This window comes from Streptomyces sp. NPDC005576 (assembly GCF_042871745.1).
Classification (GTDB): Bacteria; Actinomycetota; Actinomycetes; order Streptomycetales; family Streptomycetaceae; genus Streptomyces.
Genome location: NZ_JBIAJC010000008.1, coordinates 119,176 through 142,462 on the forward strand (window position 1 = coordinate 119,176; position 23,287 = coordinate 142,462).

General features: G+C 68.8%; 42 protein-coding genes. 29 read left to right on the top strand and 13 right to left on the bottom strand.

Annotated elements, in window-relative coordinates; all coding sequences use genetic code 11:
- The first annotated feature begins 83 nt into the window (after positions 1 to 83).
- The 10 genes from ACFYPN_RS15915 (at position 84) to ACFYPN_RS15960 (ending at position 5,619) form a co-directional block, all read left to right on the top strand.
- Entirely contained in the window at positions 84 to 698 is a 615-nt protein-coding gene (locus tag ACFYPN_RS15915) for a hypothetical protein (RefSeq protein WP_358761467.1), read from the top strand.
- Positions 698 to 1,339, top strand: coding sequence for a hypothetical protein (locus ACFYPN_RS15920; protein WP_389298643.1), 642 nt, complete (start codon positions 698 to 700; stop codon positions 1,337 to 1,339). Before ACFYPN_RS15915 ends, ACFYPN_RS15920 begins: the two co-directional genes overlap by 1 nt.
- Positions 1,336 to 1,629 (top strand): hypothetical protein, encoded by a 294-nt coding sequence (locus ACFYPN_RS15925; RefSeq protein ID WP_389298645.1) that lies wholly within the window; start codon positions 1,336 to 1,338, stop codon positions 1,627 to 1,629. Before ACFYPN_RS15920 ends, ACFYPN_RS15925 begins: the two co-directional genes overlap by 4 nt.
- A 139-nt stretch (positions 1,630 to 1,768) precedes the next feature.
- Positions 1,769 to 2,197 carry a helix-turn-helix domain-containing protein gene (locus tag ACFYPN_RS15930; protein WP_389298647.1) on the top strand — a complete coding sequence of 143 codons (429 nt, stop codon included), beginning with the start codon at positions 1,769 to 1,771 and terminating at the stop codon, positions 2,195 to 2,197.
- A 158-nt stretch (positions 2,198 to 2,355) separates the two neighbouring features.
- Entirely contained in the window at positions 2,356 to 2,682 is a 327-nt protein-coding gene (locus tag ACFYPN_RS15935; RefSeq protein WP_389298649.1) for a nucleoside triphosphate pyrophosphohydrolase, read from the top strand.
- Between the two features lie 56 nt (positions 2,683 to 2,738).
- Positions 2,739 to 2,921 (top strand): hypothetical protein, encoded by a 183-nt coding sequence (locus tag ACFYPN_RS15940; RefSeq protein ID WP_389298651.1) that lies wholly within the window; start codon positions 2,739 to 2,741, stop codon positions 2,919 to 2,921.
- 127 nt (positions 2,922 to 3,048) lie between these two features.
- The gene (locus tag ACFYPN_RS15945) at positions 3,049 to 3,225 is read left to right on the top strand and encodes a hypothetical protein (protein ID WP_389298653.1); all 177 of its coding nucleotides are present in this window, start codon (positions 3,049 to 3,051) and stop codon (positions 3,223 to 3,225) included.
- Positions 3,226 to 3,556: 331 nt separating this feature from the next.
- A complete protein-coding gene (locus ACFYPN_RS15950) occupies positions 3,557 to 3,754 on the top strand; it encodes a type II toxin-antitoxin system HicB family antitoxin (protein ID WP_389298654.1) in 198 nt (65 codons plus the stop codon).
- Positions 3,755 to 4,266: 512 nt separating this feature from the next.
- Positions 4,267 to 5,046: a hypothetical protein gene (locus ACFYPN_RS15955; RefSeq protein WP_389298656.1), complete on the top strand. Its 780-nt coding sequence runs from the start codon at positions 4,267 to 4,269 to the stop codon at positions 5,044 to 5,046.
- Between the two features lie 42 nt (positions 5,047 to 5,088).
- Complete coding sequence (locus ACFYPN_RS15960; RefSeq protein WP_389298658.1) at positions 5,089 to 5,619, top strand: hypothetical protein; 531 nt, start codon at positions 5,089 to 5,091, stop codon at positions 5,617 to 5,619.
- Positions 5,620 to 5,728: 109 nt separating this feature from the next.
- On the opposite strand, the gene ACFYPN_RS15965 is transcribed toward ACFYPN_RS15960, so the two are convergent.
- Positions 5,729 to 5,908: a hypothetical protein gene (locus ACFYPN_RS15965; protein ID WP_389298660.1), complete on the bottom strand. Its 180-nt coding sequence runs from the start codon at positions 5,906 to 5,908 to the stop codon at positions 5,729 to 5,731.
- 94 nt (positions 5,909 to 6,002) lie between these two features.
- Here ACFYPN_RS15965 and ACFYPN_RS15970 point away from each other — a divergent pair, with 94 nt between their 5' ends.
- Positions 6,003 to 6,323, top strand: a complete 321-nt coding sequence (locus ACFYPN_RS15970; RefSeq protein ID WP_389298662.1) for a hypothetical protein — start codon at positions 6,003 to 6,005, stop codon at positions 6,321 to 6,323.
- A gap of 34 nt (positions 6,324 to 6,357) precedes the next feature.
- Here ACFYPN_RS15970 and ACFYPN_RS15975 read toward each other — a convergent pair whose 3' ends face one another.
- From ACFYPN_RS15975 to ACFYPN_RS16005, 7 genes are all read right to left on the bottom strand, one after another.
- The gene (locus ACFYPN_RS15975; RefSeq protein WP_389298664.1) at positions 6,358 to 6,582 is read right to left on the bottom strand and encodes a hypothetical protein; all 225 of its coding nucleotides are present in this window, start codon (positions 6,580 to 6,582) and stop codon (positions 6,358 to 6,360) included.
- Positions 6,572 to 6,901, bottom strand: coding sequence for a hypothetical protein (locus tag ACFYPN_RS15980; RefSeq protein ID WP_389298665.1), 330 nt, complete (start codon positions 6,899 to 6,901; stop codon positions 6,572 to 6,574). Before ACFYPN_RS15980 ends, ACFYPN_RS15975 begins: the two co-directional genes overlap by 11 nt.
- Positions 6,902 to 6,928: 27 nt before the next feature.
- Positions 6,929 to 7,699, bottom strand: a complete 771-nt coding sequence (locus tag ACFYPN_RS15985; protein WP_389298667.1) for a hypothetical protein — start codon at positions 7,697 to 7,699, stop codon at positions 6,929 to 6,931.
- Between the two features lie 103 nt (positions 7,700 to 7,802).
- Entirely contained in the window at positions 7,803 to 8,273 is a 471-nt protein-coding gene (locus tag ACFYPN_RS15990) for a DUF6907 domain-containing protein (protein ID WP_389298668.1), read from the bottom strand.
- 592 nt (positions 8,274 to 8,865) lie between these two features.
- Positions 8,866 to 9,414 carry a GntR family transcriptional regulator gene (locus tag ACFYPN_RS15995; protein ID WP_389298670.1) on the bottom strand — a complete coding sequence of 183 codons (549 nt, stop codon included), beginning with the start codon at positions 9,412 to 9,414 and terminating at the stop codon, positions 8,866 to 8,868.
- Between the two features lie 155 nt (positions 9,415 to 9,569).
- On the bottom strand, positions 9,570 to 10,328 hold the full coding sequence (locus ACFYPN_RS16000) for a GntR family transcriptional regulator (protein WP_389298672.1): 759 nt from the start codon (positions 10,326 to 10,328) through the stop codon (positions 9,570 to 9,572).
- Positions 10,328 to 10,930 (bottom strand): UTRA domain-containing protein, encoded by a 603-nt coding sequence (locus ACFYPN_RS16005; protein WP_389298674.1) that lies wholly within the window; start codon positions 10,928 to 10,930, stop codon positions 10,328 to 10,330. The genes ACFYPN_RS16000 and ACFYPN_RS16005 overlap by 1 nt, the downstream gene beginning before the upstream one ends.
- Before the next feature lie 101 nt (positions 10,931 to 11,031).
- On the opposite strand from ACFYPN_RS16005, the gene ACFYPN_RS16010 reads away from it, so the two are divergent.
- The 14 genes from ACFYPN_RS16010 to ACFYPN_RS16075 all read left to right on the top strand — a co-directional run bounded on the left by ACFYPN_RS16010 (position 11,032) and on the right by ACFYPN_RS16075 (position 19,105).
- Positions 11,032 to 11,235, top strand: coding sequence for a helix-turn-helix domain-containing protein (locus tag ACFYPN_RS16010; protein WP_389298676.1), 204 nt, complete (start codon positions 11,032 to 11,034; stop codon positions 11,233 to 11,235).
- 512 nt (positions 11,236 to 11,747) lie between these two features.
- Positions 11,748 to 12,044, top strand: a complete 297-nt coding sequence (locus tag ACFYPN_RS16015; protein ID WP_389298678.1) for a hypothetical protein — start codon at positions 11,748 to 11,750, stop codon at positions 12,042 to 12,044.
- Positions 12,044 to 12,415 carry a hypothetical protein gene (locus tag ACFYPN_RS16020; RefSeq protein WP_389298680.1) on the top strand — a complete coding sequence of 124 codons (372 nt, stop codon included), beginning with the start codon at positions 12,044 to 12,046 and terminating at the stop codon, positions 12,413 to 12,415. Before ACFYPN_RS16015 ends, ACFYPN_RS16020 begins: the two co-directional genes overlap by 1 nt.
- Positions 12,416 to 12,727: 312 nt before the next feature.
- The gene (locus ACFYPN_RS16025) at positions 12,728 to 13,030 is read left to right on the top strand and encodes a hypothetical protein (protein WP_389298682.1); all 303 of its coding nucleotides are present in this window, start codon (positions 12,728 to 12,730) and stop codon (positions 13,028 to 13,030) included.
- Positions 13,031 to 13,065: 35 nt separating this feature from the next.
- Positions 13,066 to 13,293 (top strand): hypothetical protein, encoded by a 228-nt coding sequence (locus ACFYPN_RS16030; protein WP_389298683.1) that lies wholly within the window; start codon positions 13,066 to 13,068, stop codon positions 13,291 to 13,293.
- A 38-nt stretch (positions 13,294 to 13,331) separates the two neighbouring features.
- Positions 13,332 to 13,595 (top strand): hypothetical protein, encoded by a 264-nt coding sequence (locus tag ACFYPN_RS16035; RefSeq protein ID WP_389298685.1) that lies wholly within the window; start codon positions 13,332 to 13,334, stop codon positions 13,593 to 13,595.
- An 87-nt stretch (positions 13,596 to 13,682) separates the two neighbouring features.
- The gene (locus tag ACFYPN_RS16040) at positions 13,683 to 13,805 is read left to right on the top strand and encodes a hypothetical protein (RefSeq protein ID WP_389298687.1); all 123 of its coding nucleotides are present in this window, start codon (positions 13,683 to 13,685) and stop codon (positions 13,803 to 13,805) included.
- A gap of 250 nt (positions 13,806 to 14,055) precedes the next feature.
- Positions 14,056 to 14,259: a hypothetical protein gene (locus ACFYPN_RS16045; protein ID WP_389298689.1), complete on the top strand. Its 204-nt coding sequence runs from the start codon at positions 14,056 to 14,058 to the stop codon at positions 14,257 to 14,259.
- Between the two features lie 21 nt (positions 14,260 to 14,280).
- On the top strand, positions 14,281 to 15,537 hold the full coding sequence (locus tag ACFYPN_RS16050) for a hypothetical protein (RefSeq protein ID WP_389298691.1): 1,257 nt from the start codon (positions 14,281 to 14,283) through the stop codon (positions 15,535 to 15,537).
- On the top strand, positions 15,534 to 17,702 hold the full coding sequence (locus ACFYPN_RS16055; protein ID WP_389298693.1) for a hypothetical protein: 2,169 nt from the start codon (positions 15,534 to 15,536) through the stop codon (positions 17,700 to 17,702). Before ACFYPN_RS16050 ends, ACFYPN_RS16055 begins: the two co-directional genes overlap by 4 nt.
- A gap of 263 nt (positions 17,703 to 17,965) precedes the next feature.
- Positions 17,966 to 18,166, top strand: a complete 201-nt coding sequence (locus tag ACFYPN_RS16060; RefSeq protein WP_389298695.1) for a DUF4236 domain-containing protein — start codon at positions 17,966 to 17,968, stop codon at positions 18,164 to 18,166.
- Positions 18,166 to 18,318, top strand: coding sequence for a hypothetical protein (locus tag ACFYPN_RS16065; RefSeq protein WP_389298696.1), 153 nt, complete (start codon positions 18,166 to 18,168; stop codon positions 18,316 to 18,318). The genes ACFYPN_RS16060 and ACFYPN_RS16065 overlap by 1 nt, the downstream gene beginning before the upstream one ends.
- 12 nt (positions 18,319 to 18,330) lie before the next feature.
- Positions 18,331 to 18,822, top strand: coding sequence for a hypothetical protein (locus tag ACFYPN_RS16070; protein ID WP_389298698.1), 492 nt, complete (start codon positions 18,331 to 18,333; stop codon positions 18,820 to 18,822).
- A 7-nt stretch (positions 18,823 to 18,829) separates the two neighbouring features.
- A complete protein-coding gene (locus ACFYPN_RS16075) occupies positions 18,830 to 19,105 on the top strand; it encodes a hypothetical protein (RefSeq protein ID WP_389298700.1) in 276 nt (91 codons plus the stop codon).
- Positions 19,106 to 19,349: 244 nt separating this feature from the next.
- Here ACFYPN_RS16075 and ACFYPN_RS16080 read toward each other — a convergent pair whose 3' ends face one another.
- From ACFYPN_RS16080 to ACFYPN_RS16100, 5 genes are read right to left on the bottom strand one after another with little or no spacing between them, the layout of a single operon-like run.
- Positions 19,350 to 19,610 carry a hypothetical protein gene (locus ACFYPN_RS16080; protein WP_389298702.1) on the bottom strand — a complete coding sequence of 87 codons (261 nt, stop codon included), beginning with the start codon at positions 19,608 to 19,610 and terminating at the stop codon, positions 19,350 to 19,352.
- Positions 19,607 to 20,044: a DUF6221 family protein gene (locus ACFYPN_RS16085; RefSeq protein WP_389298704.1), complete on the bottom strand. Its 438-nt coding sequence runs from the start codon at positions 20,042 to 20,044 to the stop codon at positions 19,607 to 19,609. The genes ACFYPN_RS16080 and ACFYPN_RS16085 overlap by 4 nt, the downstream gene beginning before the upstream one ends.
- Complete coding sequence (locus tag ACFYPN_RS16090; RefSeq protein ID WP_389298706.1) at positions 20,041 to 20,358, bottom strand: hypothetical protein; 318 nt, start codon at positions 20,356 to 20,358, stop codon at positions 20,041 to 20,043. Before ACFYPN_RS16090 ends, ACFYPN_RS16085 begins: the two co-directional genes overlap by 4 nt.
- Positions 20,355 to 20,876 carry an HD domain-containing protein gene (locus ACFYPN_RS16095; RefSeq protein ID WP_389298708.1) on the bottom strand — a complete coding sequence of 174 codons (522 nt, stop codon included), beginning with the start codon at positions 20,874 to 20,876 and terminating at the stop codon, positions 20,355 to 20,357. The genes ACFYPN_RS16090 and ACFYPN_RS16095 overlap by 4 nt, the downstream gene beginning before the upstream one ends.
- On the bottom strand, positions 20,873 to 21,169 hold the full coding sequence (locus ACFYPN_RS16100) for a hypothetical protein (protein ID WP_389298710.1): 297 nt from the start codon (positions 21,167 to 21,169) through the stop codon (positions 20,873 to 20,875). The genes ACFYPN_RS16095 and ACFYPN_RS16100 overlap by 4 nt, the downstream gene beginning before the upstream one ends.
- Positions 21,170 to 21,327: 158 nt before the next feature.
- Here ACFYPN_RS16100 and ACFYPN_RS16105 point away from each other — a divergent pair, with 158 nt between their 5' ends.
- The 4 genes from ACFYPN_RS16105 to ACFYPN_RS16120 all read left to right on the top strand — a co-directional run bounded on the left by ACFYPN_RS16105 (position 21,328) and on the right by ACFYPN_RS16120 (position 23,284).
- Entirely contained in the window at positions 21,328 to 21,690 is a 363-nt protein-coding gene (locus ACFYPN_RS16105; RefSeq protein ID WP_389298712.1) for a hypothetical protein, read from the top strand.
- A gap of 73 nt (positions 21,691 to 21,763) precedes the next feature.
- Positions 21,764 to 22,195 (top strand): hypothetical protein, encoded by a 432-nt coding sequence (locus ACFYPN_RS16110; protein ID WP_389298713.1) that lies wholly within the window; start codon positions 21,764 to 21,766, stop codon positions 22,193 to 22,195.
- A 42-nt stretch (positions 22,196 to 22,237) separates the two neighbouring features.
- Entirely contained in the window at positions 22,238 to 22,633 is a 396-nt protein-coding gene (locus tag ACFYPN_RS16115; RefSeq protein WP_389298715.1) for a hypothetical protein, read from the top strand.
- A gap of 54 nt (positions 22,634 to 22,687) precedes the next feature.
- On the top strand, positions 22,688 to 23,284 hold the full coding sequence (locus ACFYPN_RS16120; protein WP_358761502.1) for a DUF262 domain-containing protein: 597 nt from the start codon (positions 22,688 to 22,690) through the stop codon (positions 23,282 to 23,284).
- Positions 23,285 to 23,287 lie beyond the last annotated feature (3 nt).

Below are 23,287 nucleotides of genomic sequence, written 5' to 3' on the forward strand. Positions count from 1 at the left end.
ACCCGGGGCGGGTGCCCTCCCACCGTACCGCCCCCCGCCCCGGCCACGATCACCCGGCCGGCACACCAACCCGGAGACACCCTGTGACCCAGACACCCGACCCGCTCGCCGAACTCGTCGCCCTCGCGGCCGACGTCCTGGACGACCGCTGCTCCGCCGTCACCACCGCGCTGCCCGACGACCCGGCCCCGGTCCTCCGCCCGATGGTCGAAGCGGTCCTCGCCGAGGCCGCCGCGCAGCAGTGGGTCGAGCAGCAGATCGCCGAGACCGGGCTGAAGGCAGCCGACTTCCGCAACGGCATGACGATGGAGCTCCAGCCTGCGCGCGACATGGTCGCCCACTGGGTCGGTGCCGCGCGGGCCATGCTCGGTGACGCTCCGAACTACACCGAGACGCCCATCGAGATGGTCGTGAAGGTCGCCGAGGAGCCCCAGCAGTACGCCTTCACGCTCCAGCGCGTCGGTCGGCTCACCCCGCACCAGGCCCGGCAGCAAGCGGAGGGGCGGGTGGCCGAGCTGACCGCCGAGTTGGCCGCTGTCCGGCGGCTTGTCGACCGTCTGGCCGCCCATGCCGTGGGTTTCAGTGACGTGCTCTACGACACCGACATCACCCCGTGGGGCCGGACGGTCGGGGCCGACATCACCGCGCTCAAGGCCGCGCTCGCCACAACCCCCGCCGTGTCCGAGGAGTCCCGCTGATGCCCACGCCCACCACCCCCGCCGCCACACTCCGGGCCGCCGCCGCGCTGCTGCGCGACCGGGCCACTGCCGCGATCCACGACGGCCGCACCACCTGGTCCACGGGCCACACCCTCGGCAGCCGTAGCCCCGTCGTAGTGGACGACCAGGAGACGCCGTCTGTCCTCATCGAGACCTTCGCCGCACGCCTGGAGCGCGTCAACGCTTACCTGGCGCTCCTCGGTCCGGCAACCGGCCTCGCCCTGGCTGACTGGCTGGACGCGGCGGCCGTCGCCCACGACGCGACGGTCACCGGGGCGGCGGGTGTCTGGACCGACCCGGGCGACGCTGCCGAGCGTGACGCCTGGGTGGCGAAGCAGACCGACCAGCACGCCCTCGCGGTGGCCCGGCAGCTCCTCGGTGAGGACGCGGCGCAGCAGCCCGAGGGCGCCGTACACCTCCCGGCCGGGACGAACGCCGAGGACTGCCCCGCCCCCGAGACCCACAACGCAGGCTGCGGATGCCCGAGCGACGTGGCCGCCGCCTACGCCTCATGCCTCGGCTACGAGGTGACCCCGAGCCCGTGCCGCTGCCCCTGCTACGGGTGCAAGCACCACTGCTCCGCACACCAGCCCGCCGCGACCGAGGAGCCGACCCCGTGACGGCCGCCCTGATCGCCGCCACCGCGCTGGCCGCCGGGTACGGGCTCGGTCGCTACCGCCCCGCCCACCGCGCCTCGGACTGGGCGAACTGGCAGCGATACGGAACCCGCCGCCCGACCCGGGTGCGGCGCTGGGCGGTGTGGACGGTGCTCTCCGTCGAGAACATCGGCTGGCTACTCACCCACCCCGTACAGGGCTGGGACGCGTGGCGGCACCGCAACAACCCGCCGCCTCCGCCCGCGCCGCCCGTCCGCATCCGCAACACGCGCACCCCGGACGAGACCGCGTGATCCTCGCCGCGATCACCACCGCCGGCCGTGTGTGGGAGTGCGACCGGTGCCGTAGGGCGTGGCGGCCGGAAATCCCAGAGGAACTGCTGGCCGCACACGAGAAGACGTGCCAACCGGACACCACCGAGAAGGAGACGACATGACTGACCGCCCCTCAGTGGACGCCCTCCGTACCCAGACCAAGGGCGCCCTCAAGGCGGCAGGCATCAGCCAGGCGGAGGCTGGCCGCCAGCTCGGGCTGTCCACCAAACACATGAGCCACATGCTCACCGGCCGCGCCACCCTCACACTCGACTGGGCCGACCGCATCCTCGCCCTCTGCGACACCCGCCTCGTCATCGCCACCAGCTCCGGTCAGACCGCCACACCCGGACCGCGTGTCGCCTTGGACGACCTCACCAGCGACCAGCTCGACGCGCTGTACGACGACCTCGAACGGTACGAGGAGGTGCAGGGCGAGATGAACGAGCGCGCGGTGGATCTCACGCGCCGCGTGGCCGAGTTGGAGGCGCAGGCTGCCGAGCACCTGGCCGCGCACGAGCAGGAGACCGCGAACACCGCGCGGTAGATCGACCGGGCACTCGCAGCCGGAGCGCGCGGACCTGTGCGCGTCGCCGGTCTGCGCCCGCTGCGCACACCTCCGCCGCCTGTAGCCCCAGCAGACCCGTCGGCCGGGACGTGTCACCGCCACCGTCCCGGCCGGCATCGACCACCAAGGAGCACCCGATGTCCACATTCACCACCAGCACGATCACCAAGCTGATCAGAGACCGAATTCCCGAGATTGCCGCGAGTAGAGGGCAGCAGCTGACCATCCGGTACGCCGACGGCCAGGAAATGTGTGGCCTGTTGCGCGACAAACTCATCGAGGAAGCCGCTGAGGTGGCGGCAGCAACCCCCGGCGAGGTCCTGGAAGAACTCGCCGATGTGCTGGAGGTTGTCCAGGCGCTCGCCGAGATCCACGGGTATCAGCTGACCGATCTGGACGAGGCGAGAGCCAACAAGGCGGCGGAGCGCGGAGCGTTCAAATTGGGCGTCGTCGCCACCATCTGACCCCCGCCGGCCGGGACTTCACTGTCCCGGTCGGCCCCGACCGACCTGGAGCCCCGATGCCCCTTCCCCGCCCGCTGCGCCTCGCCGTCACCGACCGGTCCGCTGCGATCCTCCGCCGCTGCTACCGCGGCCAGATGCCCGCCACCGTCGTGGAGCGGGCGCTGCTGATGCTCGCCGCTGCCGACGGGCACCTCAACGCGGACGGCAGTCTCCGCACCCGAAGGGAGGCAAGCCGGTGAGCGGGCAACCAACCCCGATCTGTCAGTGGTGCAGAAAGCCGACCCGAGGCACCCCAACCTGGTGGGACGAGCAACCGCAGTGCGCTGACCCGATCGCATGCGCGGAACGCATACGAGAGGCCAGCGAATGACCGGCCAGCCCCCGTTGTGGTCGGGCGCCGAACTTGCGGCGACCCGGCCCGTGAAACGGATGCGGCGCATCCCCGCCGACTACGGGCGGCCCGCATCCCGGCGCACCCTGCCCATCGACCACGACCGCCAACGACGCCGCATCCGGACCGTGCCCACCGGGAGATACCTGTGATCCGCGCGCAGAAGCCGACCATCGCCCAACTTCGCAACCTTGCCGACCGGGCCTACCGCGGCCCTCTCCGCCCTGAGGAAGTCGACCGGCTCCGAGCGGGCATTGAACGGCTGGCGGTCCGCCGCACCGGCGTTGGGGCGGCCTGGGGCAACCGAGTTCGCCGCCTCCGAAACCGCCTGGTCGCCATCCACCACCCAGTCCAACACGGCAACATCGCAGCCTGCGCAGAGTGCTCCGGCTGGAACGGCACCCGCTGTACCGGGCGCGCAACCCGCTGGCCCTGCCCGACCCTCACCGCCCTGTACGAGACGTTCCCCACGAAGGAGGCAGCATGAGCAACCCGCCCGAGCAGCAGGGCATCCGCATCGTCCCGAATCACCCCGACGACGATGAAGGCGTGACCGTCCATTTTCCGGAGGTGGACTACGTCGACACGCAGGTGTGGTCGGTGGATCTGGGACTCAGCACCGAAGCGCTCAGGGAGCTACGGGACGCGATCGACCGGCACCTCGGCCAGCCGGCCGCCTGACCCCGCACAGCACCGCGGCCCCCACCCAACCGGGCAGGGGTCGCGAGCGTGTTCCCGTGGCAGGATCACGCGCATGACGATCACCGCGCACATGCAGCCCACCACCCGCGACGTCGGCTGGGGCATAGACCTCGGCTGGGGATACGACGACCTCGGATGGGGCGTCGCCGGCCCGCAGGCGTGAATCGGCGGCCCTTATCTGGCGAAAGTCGGGCGGTTGTCAGGGGTGTGCGCTAGCGTTCTCTGTGTGCCGCTTCAGGTGGTGCGTTCTCCGCGCGAGCGGAGGTGACCCGAGGCAGGCGGACGACTGCGAAGCAGTGTTTGGCCTTTCTCCGCGCGAGCGGAGGTAGCTTTTCTGGGTTCCGTGAGCCTCGTCCCTGCGTGATCGGGGGCGGGGCTCACGTCGTTGGTGGGCTCTGGGTGTCGTACTGGAATTCGGGTGCTTTCTCCCCTTGCGCACTTTGACTCACGTGAGGCATAGTTAGGGCATCGCAAGGGACAAGGGGAACCCGATGAACACCACCGCCGCCGCACGCCAGGCCAACGTCACCGTAGCCACCATCCGCACCTGGGCCCGCAACGGAGTCATCGCCGCCACCAAGACCGCCGGCCGCTGGATCATCGACACCGCCTCCCTCGCCCACCGCATCACCATCGGCACCTGGAGGAAGCCCGTGACCGAGCAGCCCAAGTACCGCATCGAGGAAGCCACCACCATCCAGTACCGGCGCGAGGTCACCGTCTACCGCGTGATCTACACCGGCGATGGCATCGAGTGGCGCACTCGCCACGCCGAGTTCACCGACCGGGCCACCGCCGAACTCCACCGCGAGTTCTACGAGCTCACCCCCACCTGCTACCACATCGAGCGCACCGTCCAGGGCGCGCAGCCCCAGTGGTCCCTCACCGGCGCCCCGGCGAACGACCCCGCCCCTCTCCGCACGTTCACCACGATCAACATGGCGAACACCAACCAGGCCCGCGACCTCGCACGCCGGGCCAACGAGCACGCCGCCGGAACCGCCCAGCGCATCCAGGACAAGGCCGAGCGGGCCGCCATCGCCGCCGCCGAAACCGCCGTCCTCGAAGCCCGCGAAAGCCAGCTCGCCGACCTCCGCAAGGCCAAGGGCGACCTGGCCACCCCGCGTCAGGTCGCCTACATCCTGAACCTGCTGATCGAACACCCGGGCGGCGGCTTCGTCTTCGGCTACCCGACCACCGCGGCGGGCATCGAGGAGCTGTCCAAGGCGCAGGCGTCCCGCTACATCACGTCGCTCAAGGGCGAGTACTGAGACCCGCACACCATCCACCCGCACCGCACCCCTGGAGCACCCATGTCGGTCACCACGTCCTATGGCACCTGGCTCAACCACGCCGGCGAGGACAGCCCCGCCTACACCATCCTCAACGCGGTCGGTGACGACTACGCCGACTTCGACCTGACCGCCATCGAGACCGAGTACCGCGACGCCATCGACGCCGCCCTCCCCAACGGAGTCGGTCTGAGCGGCAAGGAGTTCCTCGGCCCGTACTACGAGGCCGACAGGGAGTTCGACGGCTACCCGGTTGACGAGGACGGCAACATCGACATCCCTGCGGTCATCGCGGGCATCGACATCAGCACCATCGTGGACCGCCACGAGCTGTGGGCCATCGACCAAGTCGCCGACCACCTCGACTACAAGGGTGCCTCGGCGGCGGGCACGGCCCGGAAAACCCTGTCGCGGTGGGGTGTCGCGCGGCACGACATGGTGGAGCACCCCGATAGCGGGCGCCCTCAGGCCCGGTACCGGGCCGCTGACGTGAAGGCCGCCCGCGCCGCAGCGCCGGGGCAGGGGGCGCGGACCGACACGGTGAACGACTGACCCTGGAACTGAAAGCGGCCCGCCCCGGATGGTCCCCCGGGTTGGGCCGCTTGCTGCCGTCTGGCAGTGGCATTGAGGCGATGGGCACCGCCGGCGCTTCGGGCGCCTGTCAGGCTGTGGAGGCCGCCGGCAACCGCATCCCCAGCACCCCCGCCAACTCCGCAGCCTCCCGACCCTCCACCGAGTCGTCCGCCAGATGCATCAGCAGACGGACCGCAGCACGCGCCTCCTCCAACGTCAGCAGCGGCAGGCGCGGATCCGACGGATGCGACGCAGTGGGGAAGTCCATGCCGGGACAACGGAGCAACGGCAAGCCGGTTACGGGCGAACGGAGATTCACCCAACCCGCCCTCCAGACAGTCCCCCACCGGCATGCTGCCCCCATGACAACGCCCAACCCGTACATCACCGCCGCAGCACCCCGCCCCCGCATGTTCACCCGCCCCTGGCAACGCTGGGCGTGGGCCGTCGTCCCCCTCATCAGCATGTTCGTGCTCGCGTTCCTACCGTTCCTCGTTGCCGCGATCCGAGGAGTTGTTGCCTGGCCCATCACCATCGCCTACATGGCGGCCAGCGGCACCGTGGCCGCGTTCGCCGTGATCCAGCCCGACGTCAACGGATGGTTCGCCGCCGGCGTGTGGCTCCTCATGCTGACCGCCGTCGTACACGTGATCCTTCTCGACAAGATCAACGGAAGTAAATGAGGCCCCGGCGCCCCGCGCACGGCCGGGGCGCCCGTCAGAACTGCATCACCGGGTGGCACCTCGTGCACACCGCCCCGTCGTCCCGCCGCCGGGTGACCGCGTCGCACCCACCGCAGTGGGCGACCGACTCCGCCCCGGCCGGCGCGACCCCTGATGCGGCTTCCTCGTCCAGACGCCGCCACGTGTCCGTGTACGGCCTCTGAGCGCCCAACTGGCGGGAGAGCTGCATCCACCCGTCCACGACCGCGTCAGTGCCCACCAGGGGGTGTCTGTGAGGCGCCCGGCACCATGCCGGGTGGGTTGAGCGTGAACGACAGCCGCGCCCGGCCAAACGACGCAATCCGCATATCACTCTGATAGTCGGACTCGGTATACACGGTGCCAGCCTCGGAGTGGAAGAAGACCGACTCCATTCGAGTCGCGCACAGTCCGTTCTTGTCGCTCTCCATCGTGGCCGCCGCCCACGCGACGATCGGATAGTGCTCGTCTGGATGCTTGTCACCCGACCACTCGATCGTGACAGTCCACCCCGGCTGGGCGGCAGCAAGGGCAGTGACGCTACCTGGCGCCAGATTCATCAGATACCTCCATCGTCGTTGGGTTGTTCATCGAGGGAACCGTGCCAGCCAGTGCGGCACCGGTTTCCCGTCGCTCGCGTAGTGCTGAAGGGCGTACTTGAAGCTCAGGAGGTCCACGGCGCGCACCGAGTGCAGATCCTCCGGGGCCTCCTTACCGAGCTGCGAGAGCGTCTTCTGGCGCTGCTCCCGGTAGATCCGTGGCCGCTTCCGCTCGAACTGCAACAGCAGTCGCCGCAGCCTCCCGTCATCCAGCTGCTCCGCCGCCTCGTACAACGCGTCAAGCCGGCCTGCCGGCTGGCCCGCGCGAGCGCCAGCGAGTGCGGAGGAAGATTGTTCCGCTTCCTCTTGCTGCTGGTTCTTCTTGTAAGAACCCGTGTTGTTAAAGACCTCCGGGTCTTCGGGACTACTGAAGTCTGGAGGTACTGAACCCTGGAGGTCCTGAAAACCCGTACCTCCAGGATCTGTGGCGAACATCGGCACATCACACACCGCCGTTTCCGTTCGCCACCGCTGCGCGCCAGGCGCAGGATTCTCAACCCGCACCCGCCGATGAGCCAGATAACCCTTCCGCTCCAACTCCTGCATCGCCCGACGCATCGCATCCCGGCCCTCAACATCCGGGTCGCCAGCCCGCTTCGCCTGCTGCATCAACCCGTCGAACGTGACACTGAACCCATCCGGGAAGCTCAACAGATCCAGCAACAGACCCTTCGCCCGCCACGACAACCGCCGCTGCTGCGCCGTCACATTCCCCACCGGCACCCAACCGTCCGCCGGCATCGTCCGAATCACCTTCACGCGCCCACACCACGCCCCTGCATGAACACACCACTCCTCGCGCTACCGCAGATCAGGGAAAGGCCGGGCAGCAACGCCGCCCGGCCGGTACCGCAGGGGCAGATCAGCCCGCGGCGCGCACCATCGCACGCACCCGCTCCGCCGCCGCCGCCAGACTGTCCGCGAACCCGCCCGCGTCCTCCAGAGCCACCATCGCGGTGAACCCGTCACCGTCCTCCACCAGCAGGTGCGGGCGCCGCAACTCCGGACGGGAACTTCCCGGTTCCGCACTCAACCGGACCCAACCCAGCAGCTGCGGGACACCGTCCACATCCGTCATCGTCACGTCCACCATCGAACCGCTGTGATCCACATCGGCGAGGTGACGCTCATTCGCCGCGACATGGTCCTCGACGCACCACGCGGGGCACTCCAGCCATACGCGGACACCGTTCACCAGCGCCGGGCGGAGGTTCGGGACGGACGGGGCCGGCGACTGGTGGGGGAGCGGCGCCGACAGCACCGGGGCCGTGGCGGGGGAGCCGAGGGGCAGATCGGCTGACACATAAAACTTGACGGTGTCCGATACGCTCATGACGAGACCTTCTTCCTGCTAGGGAATGGAACTCACCGACCAGCTGGTGATGCGGCTGGTCACGGCCCAGGCGCTCGATACGCCTGGGCCTTCCTGCTGTCCGGGGGTGATGAGACCCCGGGGTACTGCGAGCGCCGGGTGATGAGACCGGCAAGATGATCAGACTAGAACGAGACAAGCGGGACTCTCGGTGGCGAGCGCACGTTCCAGCCCGCGCAAACAGGGCGCGACGGATAACACCACATCACCTTGTTCGCAGGTCAGGTCAAGTTTTATGTGTCATTGCCCGTCCCTGACCTTCCGGTTTCCCAAGTACGGGAAGGCGCCTGCGTTGCCTGTTTTGGTAACGGTGTGCACTTTGATCGTTCGAAAGTCGGATAGGAATCCTGGCCGAAACTCGCCGCCTGTTCCCAAGTGCCGCCCCGACGATCAGCCTTCCCGACCCGAGGCCCGTTGACCAGGAAGACCCTCTTCCTGTCGGGCGACTTACTCATTGCGTTTGGGGCGCTGAGCAGGCGGAATGATGCTGGGAAGTAGCCGAAACTCGTTGGGGGTGCAAGCGGCTTGCGTCGCCTGCAAGGCGAGGCGAAGGTCACGCGGCGGAATTGCGGCAGCTGTGCGGTCGCAGTCGCGCGTCTCTGTCGACCACGAACAGCCCGAACCCGTGCAGCAGCTCCAACCTGTCTTCCCTCTGGAGAAGGCGAATCGCGAGGGTCGCGACGGTCTTGCCTGCACCGGTGGCCTTGCCGAGCGTCCGGCATGTGGGGATCTTCGATCCTGCGGGCCATCGACCCGAGTCGATCTCCTGCCGTATGAGTTCGGCCAGTGCTTCGACCCTTCCGCCCCGACCGGGCAACTGCGGCCAAGCTGTGGGGTCGAAGGGAGCGAGCGGGTAGTTGTGCGTCCCGTTGAACCTGGGGGCTTCTCCCCGGATCGCGTCCTCTTCGGCCGCTTCGGCCGACTCGCGACTGGGGAACCACTCGGCCTCCTTCGTGGCGACACGGGGCCACCAGTCGCGGAGCATCTTGTGCCGGGCCCAGCGCGCTTCCGGATTGTTGGAGATCCCGATGTAGAGCAGCCGGCCTTCGGAATCTCGGAGGCGGTAGAGCGCGGTGCGCTCGGGGGCTTTCTCGTCCGTCATGTTGCCCTCTCGGCACGGCGATGCCCGACGTCGATCCGGTGAGGATCGGGGCATGTTTTGACCGTAAGGCATATACGCATTGGTATCAAGCTCTCGCGTGGGTGGACGCAACAAGGCCCCCAACGGCGTCCGTTGGGGGCCCTCGTTCGGACCGGCTAGATGCTCAGGTGGTAGCCCATCTTGTAGAGATGGCCGGGCTTCACCAGGACGGTCACCTCGATCGGACGGCGGTCGTCGCTGTAGACCACGCGGAAGATCTCCAGGACCGGAGTGTCGCCGGGGATCTCCAGCAGCTCGTACTCCTCGGTCGTTGCAGTGCGGGCGGCGACCTCGTCGACCTGCTCGCGCGGCGGGTAGCCCATGTCGGCGAGCAATGTCGGCGAGCCGCCCGGGATCTTGCGGCGGTCAGCGAGACGGGTTCCTCGCGCCAGTTCTGCCGGGTAGTACGAGTGCACGAGCTCTGCCGGTTCGTCGTTGAGAAGCCCGAGGCGGACCCGCAGAACGGCCGGTTCCCCGCTGCCGGAGCCCAGCGCTGCCGCCACCCTGGCTGGAGGGGTGACCTCCGCCACGGAGATGACCTTGTTGCTGCCGCGCTGTCCACGTTCCTGGGCCTGGGTGATCCAGCTGTAGGGCTGGCCCGATCCGACCGCAGCGGCGTAGGAGGCGGGAGTGATGATCTGGGGCAGCCGCTCCCGGACGTACACCCCCACGCCGTTCTTCCCTTCAAGGAGGCGCTCGTCCTTGAGGATGGCCAACGCCCGCTGGATCGTGACGTTGGAGGTTTTGAACTGCTGTCGCAGCTCGGCGTTCGTGCCGAGCTGCTCACCGGGTGGCAGGTCGCCCGCCATGATTCGCGCCCGGAGGCCGGCGGCGATCCGCTCGGCGAGGGGCCTCCTGTCCACGTGCTCAGCCATCAATCGACCTCCATTTCGTATCGCAGAACTCTCGGGGTCTTCATCACCATGACCATGGCTTCGTAGGGCTCGCCTGTGCTGGTCAGGTTTGTGCGCAGCAGTGTGAGCACGGGGGCTCCCATCGTCGTGGTGAAGCGTTCCGCCTCATCAGGGGTAGCCGCTCGCGCCTCAACGGCTTCGATGACGCGGCCGGCGCGGAAGCCGAGTGACGCCAGGAGAGTCGGCGCGCCTCCTCGGATCTTCTTGGTCTCCGCGAGCGGCGTCCCGGCCGCGAGGGACTTCGGGTAGTAGGAGTCGGCGAGCTCGATGACGTTCCCGTCCAGTCGAATCTCACGGCGGCGCACGATCGCGAGTTCGCCCTTGGCCAGCCGAAGGGCGGCCTGCACCTCTTCGGGAGGGGAGGTTTCGCCGACCTCTGTGAGCTGCTGCCCTCCCCGGCCTGCGGACTCCTGTGTCCAGGCGTCTGCCGCCCCTGGCGCTTGAGGGGCGACGTATGGCATCGACGCGCCGTTCCACTTTCCGGTCATGAGGCGATCTCCAGCCACGTTGTCGAGTGCCCTCAGGCTCCTGACCTCCAGCTTAAGGGCTTGATGTGTATTCATCCGGCCTACGCTTCGGACTCACGCGGATTGGCACGCTTGCTACCTTGATAGGTAAGCGCTACGGTTGCTCTCAGACGCGAAGCCTGCGATTGGAGCACTAGATGCTGCGTGTGAAGGAGGTCGCCGACCGCCTGAAGGTTCACCCCGCCACCGTCTATCGGTGGATCAACGAAGGCCGACTGCCGGCTCTTCGGTACGGGCAGCCCATCGAGCCCGGAGCCGCCCAACCGGGCGGCGGGGGGTCGATCCGAGTCCCGGAAGGCGCAGTCGCCGCCGCCGACGCGGCGAATCAGATCGCCGCCTAGAAACGCAAAAACCCCGGCCCGGCGCTGCGAACGCCTTGTGGACCGGGGTGGAGCTACCCGCAACCATCACAAGAAGGAGTAGATCCGCCATGGATCGTACCCTCACCCCGATCGCCCCTTCCTCCCCCCTCTCGCCGGCGGACGCTGCCGCGCACGTCGCCGCCTCTCACGTCCGCACGGTGGTCACCCCCTCCCGCGAGTCGCTGCACCTCCCCGCTGACCCGGCTGTTCGTCGCCGACTCATTGCTCAGCGGCGGGTTTGATCGTGTCGGCCTCTGAGGCGCCGAAGCACCCGATCATCGACGAGGCGGCGGATGTGAACGCGTGCCGTCGCGATTACGAGGCTGGTGCTGATGTTCGGGCGCGGATGGCCCGGCAGGAAGCCCGCCGCAAGTAACCCCCTAGCCGCCGCGCCCCACCAGCGTCTACCCCCCTTCCTGGCGGGGCGCGGCTTCCACCCCCAGTTCAACCCCACCCCGCCACTGAAGGGCACCCCCATGTCTCCGTACCTGATGTCTGCGTCTGTCCTGTCGGTTCTGTCGGATGGTGACGCCGCCAAGTCCACCGAGTTCGCCGCCCGCCGCCGGTCCATGATCACGGTCGCTCAGGCCGAGCAGGTCGCGGCGGTCGTCGACTCGGACCGTCTGAGCCTGAACCTCCTCAACGAGTTCCGGGCCGCTTGGTCGACCAACAACCACGACCAGATGACGGCGGTGATGCTCGCGGCGATCGACCTCGACCAGGCGGCTCCGGGTGCGCCCCGGCTGGTGGACGAGATCCGCGGCATGAACTACCAGGCCGCCGCCTGATGGGCCTGTTCAGCCGCAGGCCCTCCGCGCAGACCGAGGAGGAGCGCAACCGGGCGGCCGCCGAGGCGCGTGCCGCAGAGGCGGATCGTCGGGCCCGCTACGACGCCGTGAACCGGGAAGCGTCCGCGAAGGCGCAGGAGCGGCGGGAGGCGCGTCAGCAGAAACGGGACCGGGTCAGGACCGTTGGCGAGATTCGGAAGGTCGGTCCCGGCCGGTATGTCACCACGGGGTGGGAGATCGACGTTCCCGACGGTAGCGGCCGGGGGCGTGTTGTGGAGAACAACGTGCGACACACCGACAGTCTCGGCGGGTTCACTCCGGCCGAACTGTGCGCGATGGCCCACGGGCCGCGTTGCCGCCGGTGCCGCTGATCACCACTACACCCCCACCGAACGCACTGCACCACCAGCCTCCGCCGGCCGATTGCGGGCCTGGCTTCGAAAGCGGGCGGAGGCACTCGACCCCCACCCATCGCCTACCGGAAGGACCGCCATGTACGAGTGCGCGCTTTGCGGGGCCCCCTGCGGTTACCGGTTCAGGACCGGCGACCACCTGTTCTGCAGTGCCGCCTGTCAGGCAGCAGCTCCAGACGATGACGCACTGGTCTGGGACCCCCTGATCAAGGCCCCGACGCCGGACAGCACGAAGTGCCCGTTCTGACCCATCACCTCAAGGAGACTGCTATGCCCGCCACGAAGACCATCACCGTCGCCTCGCTCATCGCCCGCCACGCCGACGACATTGCTTTCGTTGCCGAGGAGCAGCCCGCCACGGAGCTCGCCGGCTTCATCTATCAGCTGACCTACGCCGCCGAGAACCTCGACCGCGCCGGCCTCTACAGCGACGACCTGACCTCCGCTGCCACCTACCTCGCGGGTGGCGACGAGGCCACGGACGATACCGAGCGCACCGTCCTCCTCGGGAAGGCCGCCGAGCACCTCCTCAACGGCAGCAACTTCATCGACGAGTACCGCGACATGTGCTGACCCGGCCCGTCACCCCACCCCCCGGAAGGACCGCCATGACCACGCAGACCGAGACCCCCGCCGCCCCTTCGACCACCGCCTGGCACTGGGTGATGACCGTCCAGACCGCAAACGGGCTCTTCAACACCCGTTCCGCTGTCCTCGCCGTCCCGGCCGGTTCAACCCGCGACAAGGCCTTCGAGTACGTCCTCAACCAGTTCAAGCAGGAATACGGCACCCCCATCACCGTCCTGTTCTTCGATCTCCAGCCCAACCAGCTCTGACCCGACCACCTGTCACTCGATCAGCGAGAGGACCCGCTATGACCGCGCAGACCATCACGACCACGACTGAGGACCGAAAGCCGGAGGAGGTGTTCTTCGAGATCACCCTTCTCGACGGTTCGGTGTACCAGAAGGGTGCCGAGGCCCCGATCGGGACGATCACCGACTCCGGCAAGAACGTGCCGGTGTACGTCGAGGACTACGACGCGGACGGCGACTGGGTGGACGTCCAACTGTCGGGCGGGTGGGCGATCGGGTTCCCCGCGCCGCAGGTCGCCCGCTTCATCACTCGCAGTCTCTGATCCGGCCCGCCCCGTCGTCACCGGCCCCTGCGGTGGTGTCGGCGGTGGGCCCCAGACCACACCAAACCCGAACCCGAGGAGACACCCGTGAGTGACACCGACGAGAGCGACTACCCGGAGAGCGACTACCCGCCGATCTTCGCGAGCGACGACAACGGGATGCGCGGCGCGACGGAGGACGACATGGAAAACGACGACTGGGGCTTCTGACCCAGGCCGGCGGCTGAAGGCCGCAGAGACCGACCTGCGTGACATCGAGGTCAAGGTCGAGCGCCTCGACTGAGCGGCGCCCTGGGCCTGGGGCGCGTCGAGAAGTGCGACGACCCCAAGTGCACCGACTGCAACTGACCGCCCACTGATCAATCTGCCCCGGATCACGGCGTGAGGCTGCCGGATCGACTCCGGCCCGGGGCACCACTCGCCGATCACCCCCACCACCGAGCCCAGAAAGGGCCGAACCGTGAAGAAGAACCTGCTCTGGATCGCCGCCGCCGTCGTGTTGCTGATCCTGTTCCCCGATCTCGCCCAGACCCTCGGCGCTCTCGTGTCGGCGGTTGTCCTGTGGCTGTCGACGCAGCCGCTCCTCATCGGTGTCGGCATCGGCATGGTCGCCCTCCCGCACCTGAGCCGCACCACCAAGACCGTCACCCCCGCCGACCACTAACCAGCAGGAAGGAAGCGACCCATGAGCAGCTGGAGCGAAGAGCGCCGGCACAACCTGGCTGCCGAAGCCGAGCAGCGCCGCCTCGACGAGGATGCCCGCGACGACCGGCGCCGCCGGGCACAGGAAGCCGCGGACAAGCGGACCCGGGAGGCGCGCCGCCTGGACGCCGAGGAGAAGCGGACCGCCCGCGCGCAGCGCCGCCGGGAGCGTATGCAGCGCCGGCAGGCCCGTGCCGTGAAACGCGAGAAGACCCTCACCCCCGGCAACGTGTACCGGCGGGGCACTCTCCTCCTCGTCGCCCTGTCCGCTGCGGCGTCGCTGCCCGCGCAGATCCTGCACTTCGTGCAGATCAGCTGGATGCTGTTTCCGATCGGCCCGGCTGTTGAGGGGGCCGCCTGGGTGATGGCTGCCGGTGTTGCTTACGCCGACGAGCGGAAGCTTCCTGGCTGGGTGCGGTGGACGTTGCGGGTCCTGTCAATGTCGGCCGCGGGGTTTGCCGCGAACATCAACTACCAGTACGGAATGTCTCTCACGAGCGAGGGACTGACGGCCAGCCAGGCTCAGGCCGCCGGCATAGGGCTTGCCGCGGTGACGCTCGGCGGGCCGTTGTTCTTCGAGGTTCGCCAGTGGGTGCTGACCTTGTCCGCGTCGACGGCCTCTCCGAAGCAGCAGGCGGAGGACAAGGCGCGCGCCAGGCACCTGAAGGACCGGGCGAAGACGTTCAAGGACGTCACCGCGCGGCAGCAGGTGCTGTTGCTCGCCGCACCCTTCGGTGAGCTGTCGAAGGAGGAGGCGTTCGACCGGGCGTGGCTGGACGTGAATGGTGCACCGCGCGGCATCACCGCCGAAGTGATCGCCGATCGGCTCGACGCTGAGGCGGACGTTGCTGCGGTCCTCGCGTCGGGGGAGCACGCCGAGGAGAAGCTCGCCGTCGAACTGCTCCTCGCGGACATCTTCGGTCCGGACCGTGGTGATGGGGGGCCTTCCGGAACGTCCGGCGGTAAGCCCAAGGGCGGCCCCCGTGGAGGGGCCCCCAAGGGGCGTACAGCCCTTGGGGGTAAAGGGAAGCGCCCGGTTCGCGGAACGTCCGCCACGGAGGCTGAGAGGCCCCTCGATGACGCCGATGTGGAAAAGGTGAGGAAGCTTGCCGCCGCACTCGGGGGAACGGAGCGCCTCTCCGCCCGCAACGTTCGTGAAGCCGTCGGCTGCCGCACCGACTACGCGGTCCGACTCCGCGACACCGTCCGCGCCGAAACGCAGGGAGAGGAAACCCCGTGAGCATCGAGACCACCGCCAGCAGCGCCCCCGACCCGGAGTGGGAGCGCCTCGTGAACGGGTACTCCAACACCCCGGCCAAGACCACTGCGGTCACAATCCCGGCCCAGCTGACGACCACCCCGCCCACCCCTAACGCGGCCCCGGACCTTCTGGGTGACACCCCGCTCATCCCCGCCTGGACCCGCACCCCCGAAGGGTGGAAGGCCAGGGTCACGGTCGGCCGCATCAACCGCGTCCGCGCCTTCCGCCGGTGGGTGCGCCGGCAGTCCGCCGAGCACGGCCACGCCGCCCAGATGTTCCGCGGCGCCCGCATCGTCGCCCTGTGGGTGCACGGCACCGAGGGCGCCCAGGTCACCGCCGCCCGCCACGAAGTGCAGCAAGCCCAGCGCGACTACAGGGCGGCGAAGTGGGCGCACGACCGGCGGCTCATCCCCGGCAACGAGAAGGACAAGCGGCGGGCGGAGATGGAGAAGTCGTTCGCCGCATCGACGGTCGCCATGTCCAAGCACAAGGCCACACGGAAGGGCGCCAGGATGCGGCGGGCGCTGCGCGGTACCGCCGCCATCGCCCCGCTCGCCACGGCGGAAGGAGCCGGGCTGCACTTCCTCGGCGGGCCGGGCGGCCTCATCGCCACCGGGTCTGCGCTCACCGTGCTCGCCCTTCTCGGCCGTCGCACCAGTGGCGGGGACCTGTACGTCGACCGCGACGCCAACTTCGGAGACACCCGCAAGCTGACCGACACCATGCTGAACGGGGTGTACCAGGACGCCAGGGTCATCGGTACCGACGACATCCTGAAGCTCCTCACCCCGTGCACGCTGACCGCGGACGGCCAGGCGTGGGAGGTCATGTTCGACCTTCCGTCGGGCATGCCGACGAAGAAGGCACTGACCGCGAAGGAAGCGGTTGCCGGCGCGCTCGGTGTGGCCGTGCAGCAGCTCCACCAGGGCCGCGGCGACAGGGAAGGGCGCATCCGGCTTCGCGTGTCCCTGAGCCTGCCGTTCACCGGCAAGCCCGCACCCGGTCCGCTCCTGAGCGTCGACCGCGTCGACCTGTGGCAGCCCATCCCCATGGGCATCAACCTGCGCGGCCAGGAGGTTTCGACGTCCTGGGTCGAGCGGTCCGGGCTCTTCGGTGGCGAGCCCGGCGCGGGCAAGTCCGCCGCGGCCAATGACCTGCTCCTTGCCGCAGCGCTCGACCCGACCGTGGGCCTGTACCTGTGCGACGGGAAGGCGGGCGCGGACATCACCCCGTTCGAGCAGATCGCCGCCATGTACGACACCGATGGCGAACCGGAACGGCTGCTCGAAATCCTCACCCACATCTGGACGGCGGAGATCCCGCGGCGCCGCGCCCTCGCGAAAGAGCACGGGGCGCGGAAGCTGACGGCCGCCATGGCAGCCGTTGACCCGCGGGTCAACCTGGCGGTCCTCCTCGTCGACGAGTGGTCGTCCTACGGGGCAGCCGCCGACCGCAAGGTCCGTGAGGAGCTGGAGCGGCTGCTGCGGCTGATCGTGCAGCAGGGTCGGGCGCTCGGCATCATCAGCCTCGCCGCCACGCAGAAGCCGGACTCCGACTCGGTTCCGACCGGGATCCGCGACATCCTGTCGATCCGGTGGGCGATGCGCTGCCTCACCCCGCAGGCGTCGGACACGATCCTCGGCCAGGGCTACGCGGCGGCCGGCCACAACGCGCAGGACATCCTCAAGTCGCAGCGCGGCGTCGGTATCTACATGGACGGTGAAGGCGCCGAGCCTGAGCTGACCCGCGGCCACTACTACGACGACGACGAGGTGGCGCTCCTACTGGAGCGGGCGCACGCGCTGCGGGCGAAAGCGGGCACCCTGCCCGCCGGAGCGGTGTCGCTGGCCGACCAACTGCGCGCCGTCGGCGACGACCAGGCGAACGTCCTGGCCATCATGCTCGATACGTTCGCCGCCCACCCGGACAACGAGGGCCGCCCCGCCGAGTGGCTGCCCGGAACAATCCTTCTCGATGCCCTGGCGGCAGCCGGCCAGGGCGTGTCGGCGGACAGTCTTGGACGGCTGGTGGTTCGCACGGACGAAGAGAAGGCGAAGCGAGTTTGGCAGGGCAACCGAGTGGTCTGCTATCCCCGCTTCCGCGTATTGGTCACGGTGCGTGATCGGTACAACCTGGACATCTGAGCCAGGCGGAACCCAGGCGAAGCGGGAAGACTCCCAGGTCAGAGCCCAGGCGGTGCGGCGTTGAAGTCAGGCGCCACGCCCTTGAGTCGGACACCGCCGCCTGGCTTGGCCGAGGTTTCGCCTGGCCTGGGCCAGTTCCTGACCTGCAACGACTGTCATCCGCCTGGGGTCCGCCCGGCCTCCCGCCTTAGGTCAAAACCGCACAAAAGCTACCCGAGCGCAGGTTGTGACAGTAAGTGATATCCCAGCTTAGGAGGCCTGCCATGCCGATCACGTTCCGCAAGAGCTTCCGGATCTTCCCCGGGGTCCGGCTCAACATCAACCGCCGCTCCTGGTCAATCACGTTGGGCGCCGGTTCAGGACCCCATCACACGATCAGCTCCACCGGCCGACGTACCACCTCGATGGACCTGCCCGGCCCTTTCGGGTGGCGCCGCACCCGACGTTCCCGGCGGGAGCCCTGATGGCCGACACGAACCGCGGCGTCGGCAACACCCGCCCGAACTCGCCCGACTCCCGCATCGGGTCGACCCCCGGCCAGTGGAACCCGGAGTCCGGCCACAGTGTCCCCGCCCCCGCGCCCATCACTCGCCGCTTCAAAGTCCGCGCCAGTTAAGGAGACCCCGTCATGCAGCTGCCCGAGCAGCAGCCCACCCGCCCCGGGCAGTCCGACTCTGTCCGCCAGTCCGCCGACCAACTCATGGCAGCTGTCGACGAGGCGATCGTCGGCCAGGCGTTCTGCCACCGCGACACCACCCCGCTCCCCGCGGTCGGCCCGACCCCGCCCGTCCCGCAGCCCGGCCGGCCGCCCATGTCCCAGCGCGCCACCGACATGTCCGCCCTGATGCTCGCCGGGGGAGCGGCCACGGTCATGGTCGGCGGGAGCGCCTCTCTGGTGATGCTGGCGTCCGGGTACGCCGACCCCGCCGTGTGCGCGATCATCTTCGGCGCCCCGGCGGTCCTGGTGCTCGCCGTCAGCCGGCTCGTCCGCCGAGCCGGGGAGGCCGCGCCGCAGACCACGCACATCCACTACGAGGGCACCGTCTACCAGGACGCCCGCACCGTCACCAGCACCACCCGCGGCGTCATCGCCAACAACAGCAACGACAACAGGGGATGATGACCCGATGACGAAGAAAACGAAGCTCACCGCCGACGAGCACGCAGACCTCGGCCGCCAGCTTGCCGTGATGCGAGACGAACTGAGCCGCATCCAGGTCCAGCTGTCCGGGGCCTACGCGCAAACCGGCCCCGCGGCTCTCCCAATGCGGAAGGTCATAGCCGCCCGGACCGCGCTCGACGCCGCGAGGTCGGCACTGGAGAACGCACTGTTCCAGGAGTACCCGGGGTCCGCGACGACGGTGTACTACCCGCATCCAGAGGACCGGGTCGCATTTGCCTGACTGCTACCGCACGCCTGAGCCCCGGCCATCCTCGGCCGGGGCTTTCGTGTTGGGTACGGCTCGTGCGATCCACCGCGGCCCGCCGAGTTGTGCCGGCGCCTGTACGACCCGGGCGCCGATGCTCGCGCACAACTCGGCGAGTGCTGTCTCGCACTCGTGTCGTGTCTCGCCGAGGACGGCGTAGCGAACCCCCACGTCACCAGTGTGACGTGGGGGCCGGGGTGGTGCGGGGAGAACACGGGAACTATGGGCAGCCGGGGTGACCCCGAAGGCGAATGGTTTGCGACGCCGCCTGGTTCATCTCGGCTTCCATGGCCTGCTCGTCGATGACCACCAGCTGTCCGGGCGGGCAGGCGAGGCTGGTCTTCACGGTCAGGATGCCCGCCATCTTGGCGCGGTCAACGACCTCTCGGATCTCGTCCACCAGGTGCGGTTCGCAGATGATGGTGCGCCGTGCGTCGCCGATGATCTGGGCGAAGAACCGGACCTCCTCGTCGGGCGTCACGGCCGCCACTCCTGCTGGTAGTCGGGGTGGTCGGCATAGGGCAGGGCCAGCAGACGTAGCACGTCGGCGCGTACTACCCACTCAAGCCCCAGGGTCGTGGAGGTATTGCTGGCTTTGGCGGCCTTGTACCGGCTCTCGAAAGTTTCGATCATCTGCCGCTTCGCCTCGACCTCCCGCAGGATGCGGGCCGGGTCGTGGCGGGCGATGTGGGCGGCAAGCCCTGCCGGGTCGGCCGTCAGCCCCCGCCAGTGTTTGTCCTGCTCGTAGGGGGTGTGGAACTCCGGTGGCCACATGCAGACCATCTCGTCACTGGTCCACTCCGGGTCATCGTCGCCTGGGCCCTGATGCCAGTCGAGGGGGACGGTGACGCCGCGCGCCACTGCCTCGTCCTCGTCAAGCCGGTCGCGGAGGAACTGCACCAGGTCGTCGGTCATTCGGAACTCCCAGGCTGGTCGGTGTCGTGCGGGTACTCGCGGTGCTCCATGTACGGGGCGGCGAGGAGCCGGAGTTGGTACTCGGCGGTCCGGCCGGCCGCGCCCTCGGCCCCCAGATTCGGTACCACGGTGTCCTCCAGCAGCGCGAGATGTACCTCGGCGGTGGCGGTTGTGAACCGGGCGTGCGCGGCAGCATCCTCGGCGTCGACACCGAAACGGGCAGGGTCCTTGGTGACGACGCTGCTGGCGTAGCGGGCTTTCTCCAGCTCCTCGGTGAAGCGGGCGCGGAGGAACGCGGCCAGGTCGGCGGTCATGAAGGGCTCCCGGTGTTCTGTCGCTGCCGGAGTTCGTCGAGCAGCGACGGGTTGACGATGTTGATGATGGTCGCAACGTCGAGGGCGCCAGCCGCCGCCCACAGCACGTCGCGCGCACTTCGGTACTTGGCGGCCAGTCGAGCCCGCTTGTCTTCCGGCAGTTGGGCCGCTCGATCCGGCCGCGAGTTGTGCGCGTTGTCAGCGATCTTCACCAAGGTCGCGTCGCGGTTCAGGGCGATCCGGCGCACCTTCATCTCATACGGCACACCCTTCTGATTGGTGACCGCTTCCACGACGCATACCACCCGGTCCGGGACGCCAGCCCCGCGCAGCCGCTCGGCGGTCCAGTCGGTGTCCTCGATGACGTCGTGCAGCAGACCGGCCATCACCAGCTCGTCACCGAACGGGGCGAGCCCAGCAGCGACGGCACGGACGTGCTCGATGTACGGGACGCCGATCTTGTCGACCTGGCCGGCGTGCGCGGCGGCAGCCAGGGCGTCGACCTCGGCGACGTTCATGAGGAACTCCCGGGACTGGTGGACTTCAGAGCTTCCTTGCGGGCGCGGGCCAGTTCGGCGCGGCTCTGGTAGCGGGGGTCGACGGGGATGTTGTTCGCGTCGCGGATACGGCGGAAGACCTCGGCTGATTCCCCTGTGAGCTCACCCAGCTGTGCCGGCGTGGCGCCCTTGCGTAGGCCGTCGAGGCCGAGGGCCCGCACGACGGGTTTGAGTTCCTTCTCTGTCTCTTTGGCCTTCTTGTAGCGGGCGAAGGTCCGGGCTTCATCTTCGGTGGGGGTCCAGTCGCTGGTCATGGTCGCCATTGTGGCACGCGCACGAGTACTACCGATAGTCCACTCTGTGGGACTGTGTGCCGCTGATCAACATTCCTACGCGTAGGACTCTTGACAGTCCTACGCGTAGGAATGCATGATGGAGTCATCACCAAGGGGAACCAGCAGGGGAGACGGCAATGAAGCAGGGTCTGCGAGTCACCGGACACATCACGAATCGCGACCTTGGCCGCATCGACTTCGCCGGCACCGTCACCGACACTTACCGCTCCGGCCGAGACACCCTCATCACCGTCGCCTGCGACGACGGCATCGAGCGCACCGCCCGCCAGGAGAACGTGACTGCCATCGAGGCGCCGGCTGAGCCGAACCTCCAGACGCACACGGGCAAGGTCCACGCCCCCGGCGCCTACTACAAGCAGATCAAGAGCAGGGCCCCGAAGTGCTGCGCCAGCGCCTCGGCCGTCGCGCGCTTCCACTACATCGTCCCCACGGACGAGCCCGTCGACTGTCACCGGTGCCTGGCCGCACTGGCCAACTGATCCGCCCGCCCGGCCTCACGGGGCCGGGCCCCACCGCCACCCGCACAGCATCACCGCACCGAGGGGGATCCGCATGAACGCCATGGACCTGTACGTCGTCGCCTACGTGGTCGGCGGCCCCGTCGCTGACGAGACCGGCCAGGATCACCTCGCCGTAGTGGACGCCGCCGAAGCCGTTGTGAAGGCCGCCACCGCCACGCTCGCCGCCAAGGTCCTCCACGCGCTCGGCTTCCGCAGCACCCAACTTGCTGACGGTGACACGGCCACCCGCCTGAGCTTCTGGTCCCAGCACGAGCTCAACGCCGTGTACGAGCGGGTCGGCGGGGTCGTTACCTCCCGGACCGTGCACCGCGCCTACGACGGCGAGACCACCGTCGACACGGAGATCACCCTCACCGTCGTTCTGCCCGGCATCGCCACCGTGCAGCTCACCACCGACTGGTACGAGCCCTACGGCGGCCACGACCTGCCGCTGATGCGCGCCATCACCGCACTCGCCGCCTGACCCGCCAAGCCACCCGCACAGCACCACCCGAGGGGGATCCGCATGAACGCCGCCCGTCACATCGCCCGCACCCACAAGGCCGCCCGTGCCACCAACCGGGCCCTCGCCTACCGCACCCTCTCCGGACTGGTTGCCGCCGCCGTCGAGCAGGGCCGGCTCATCCGGACCGGGGACCTGCTGGAGCGACTCGGCGCCGGTGACCTGCGGGACGGATACCAGTCCTGGTACGGCAAGCACGTCAAGGCCGCGTACATCGCCGCGAACGGGCAGCCGCCGGTCAAGGTCTGGGCCCGCCACCGCAGGACCGGCCGCTGGAACCACGTTGCCGCCTACAGCCCGTTCGACCTCTCGCTGTACATCGGGCTCGCCACCTACAAGCGGACTGCGTTCCTTGCCCAGCCCGCCTTCTACCAGGCCGCGTTCACGGAGGCTGCGTAGACCAACTCCACGACGCAGCAGACGACCAACCACCCCGAGTCCGGAAGGACCCCGATGACCCGCCAGACCGCAGCCCCGTTCGATCACATCAGCCTCAACCCGTCGTACCAGTCCGCCGCCTGGCTGGCCCGGCGCGTTGTCGAGGGTGAGATCGAGGCCAACCCGCCCTACCAGCGCGGCAGCGTATGGACCGAGGAGCAGCGCATTGCCCTCGTCCAGACATGGCTGCGTGGACTTCCCGCCGGCGTCGTCATCCTTGCCGACCGCTGCAACGCGAAGTGGGCGGCTGCCAACCCCGGCAAGGACCCCTACGAGACCGGTCAGGGCATCTGGGCTGTCGTTGACGGCAAGCAGCGCCTCACCACCGCTGTGCTGTGGTTCGGCAGCGAGTTCGCCATCCCCGCCTCCTGGTTGCCAGCCGATCACGTGGAAACCATCGAGCCCACCGATGACGGCCCCTATGTCCGGCAGAACGGGCTCACCCTGAAGGGGCAGCGCTTCATGGAGCGCTACTGCTCCCTCCTTGTCGCCGAGGCGAAGGACTGTGCGACCGAGGCGGACGAGGCCGCGTTCTACCTCCTCGTCAACGGTGGCGGCACCCCGCAGACCGACGCCGACATGGGCAACGCCCGCCGCGTCGCCGGGCAGTGACCT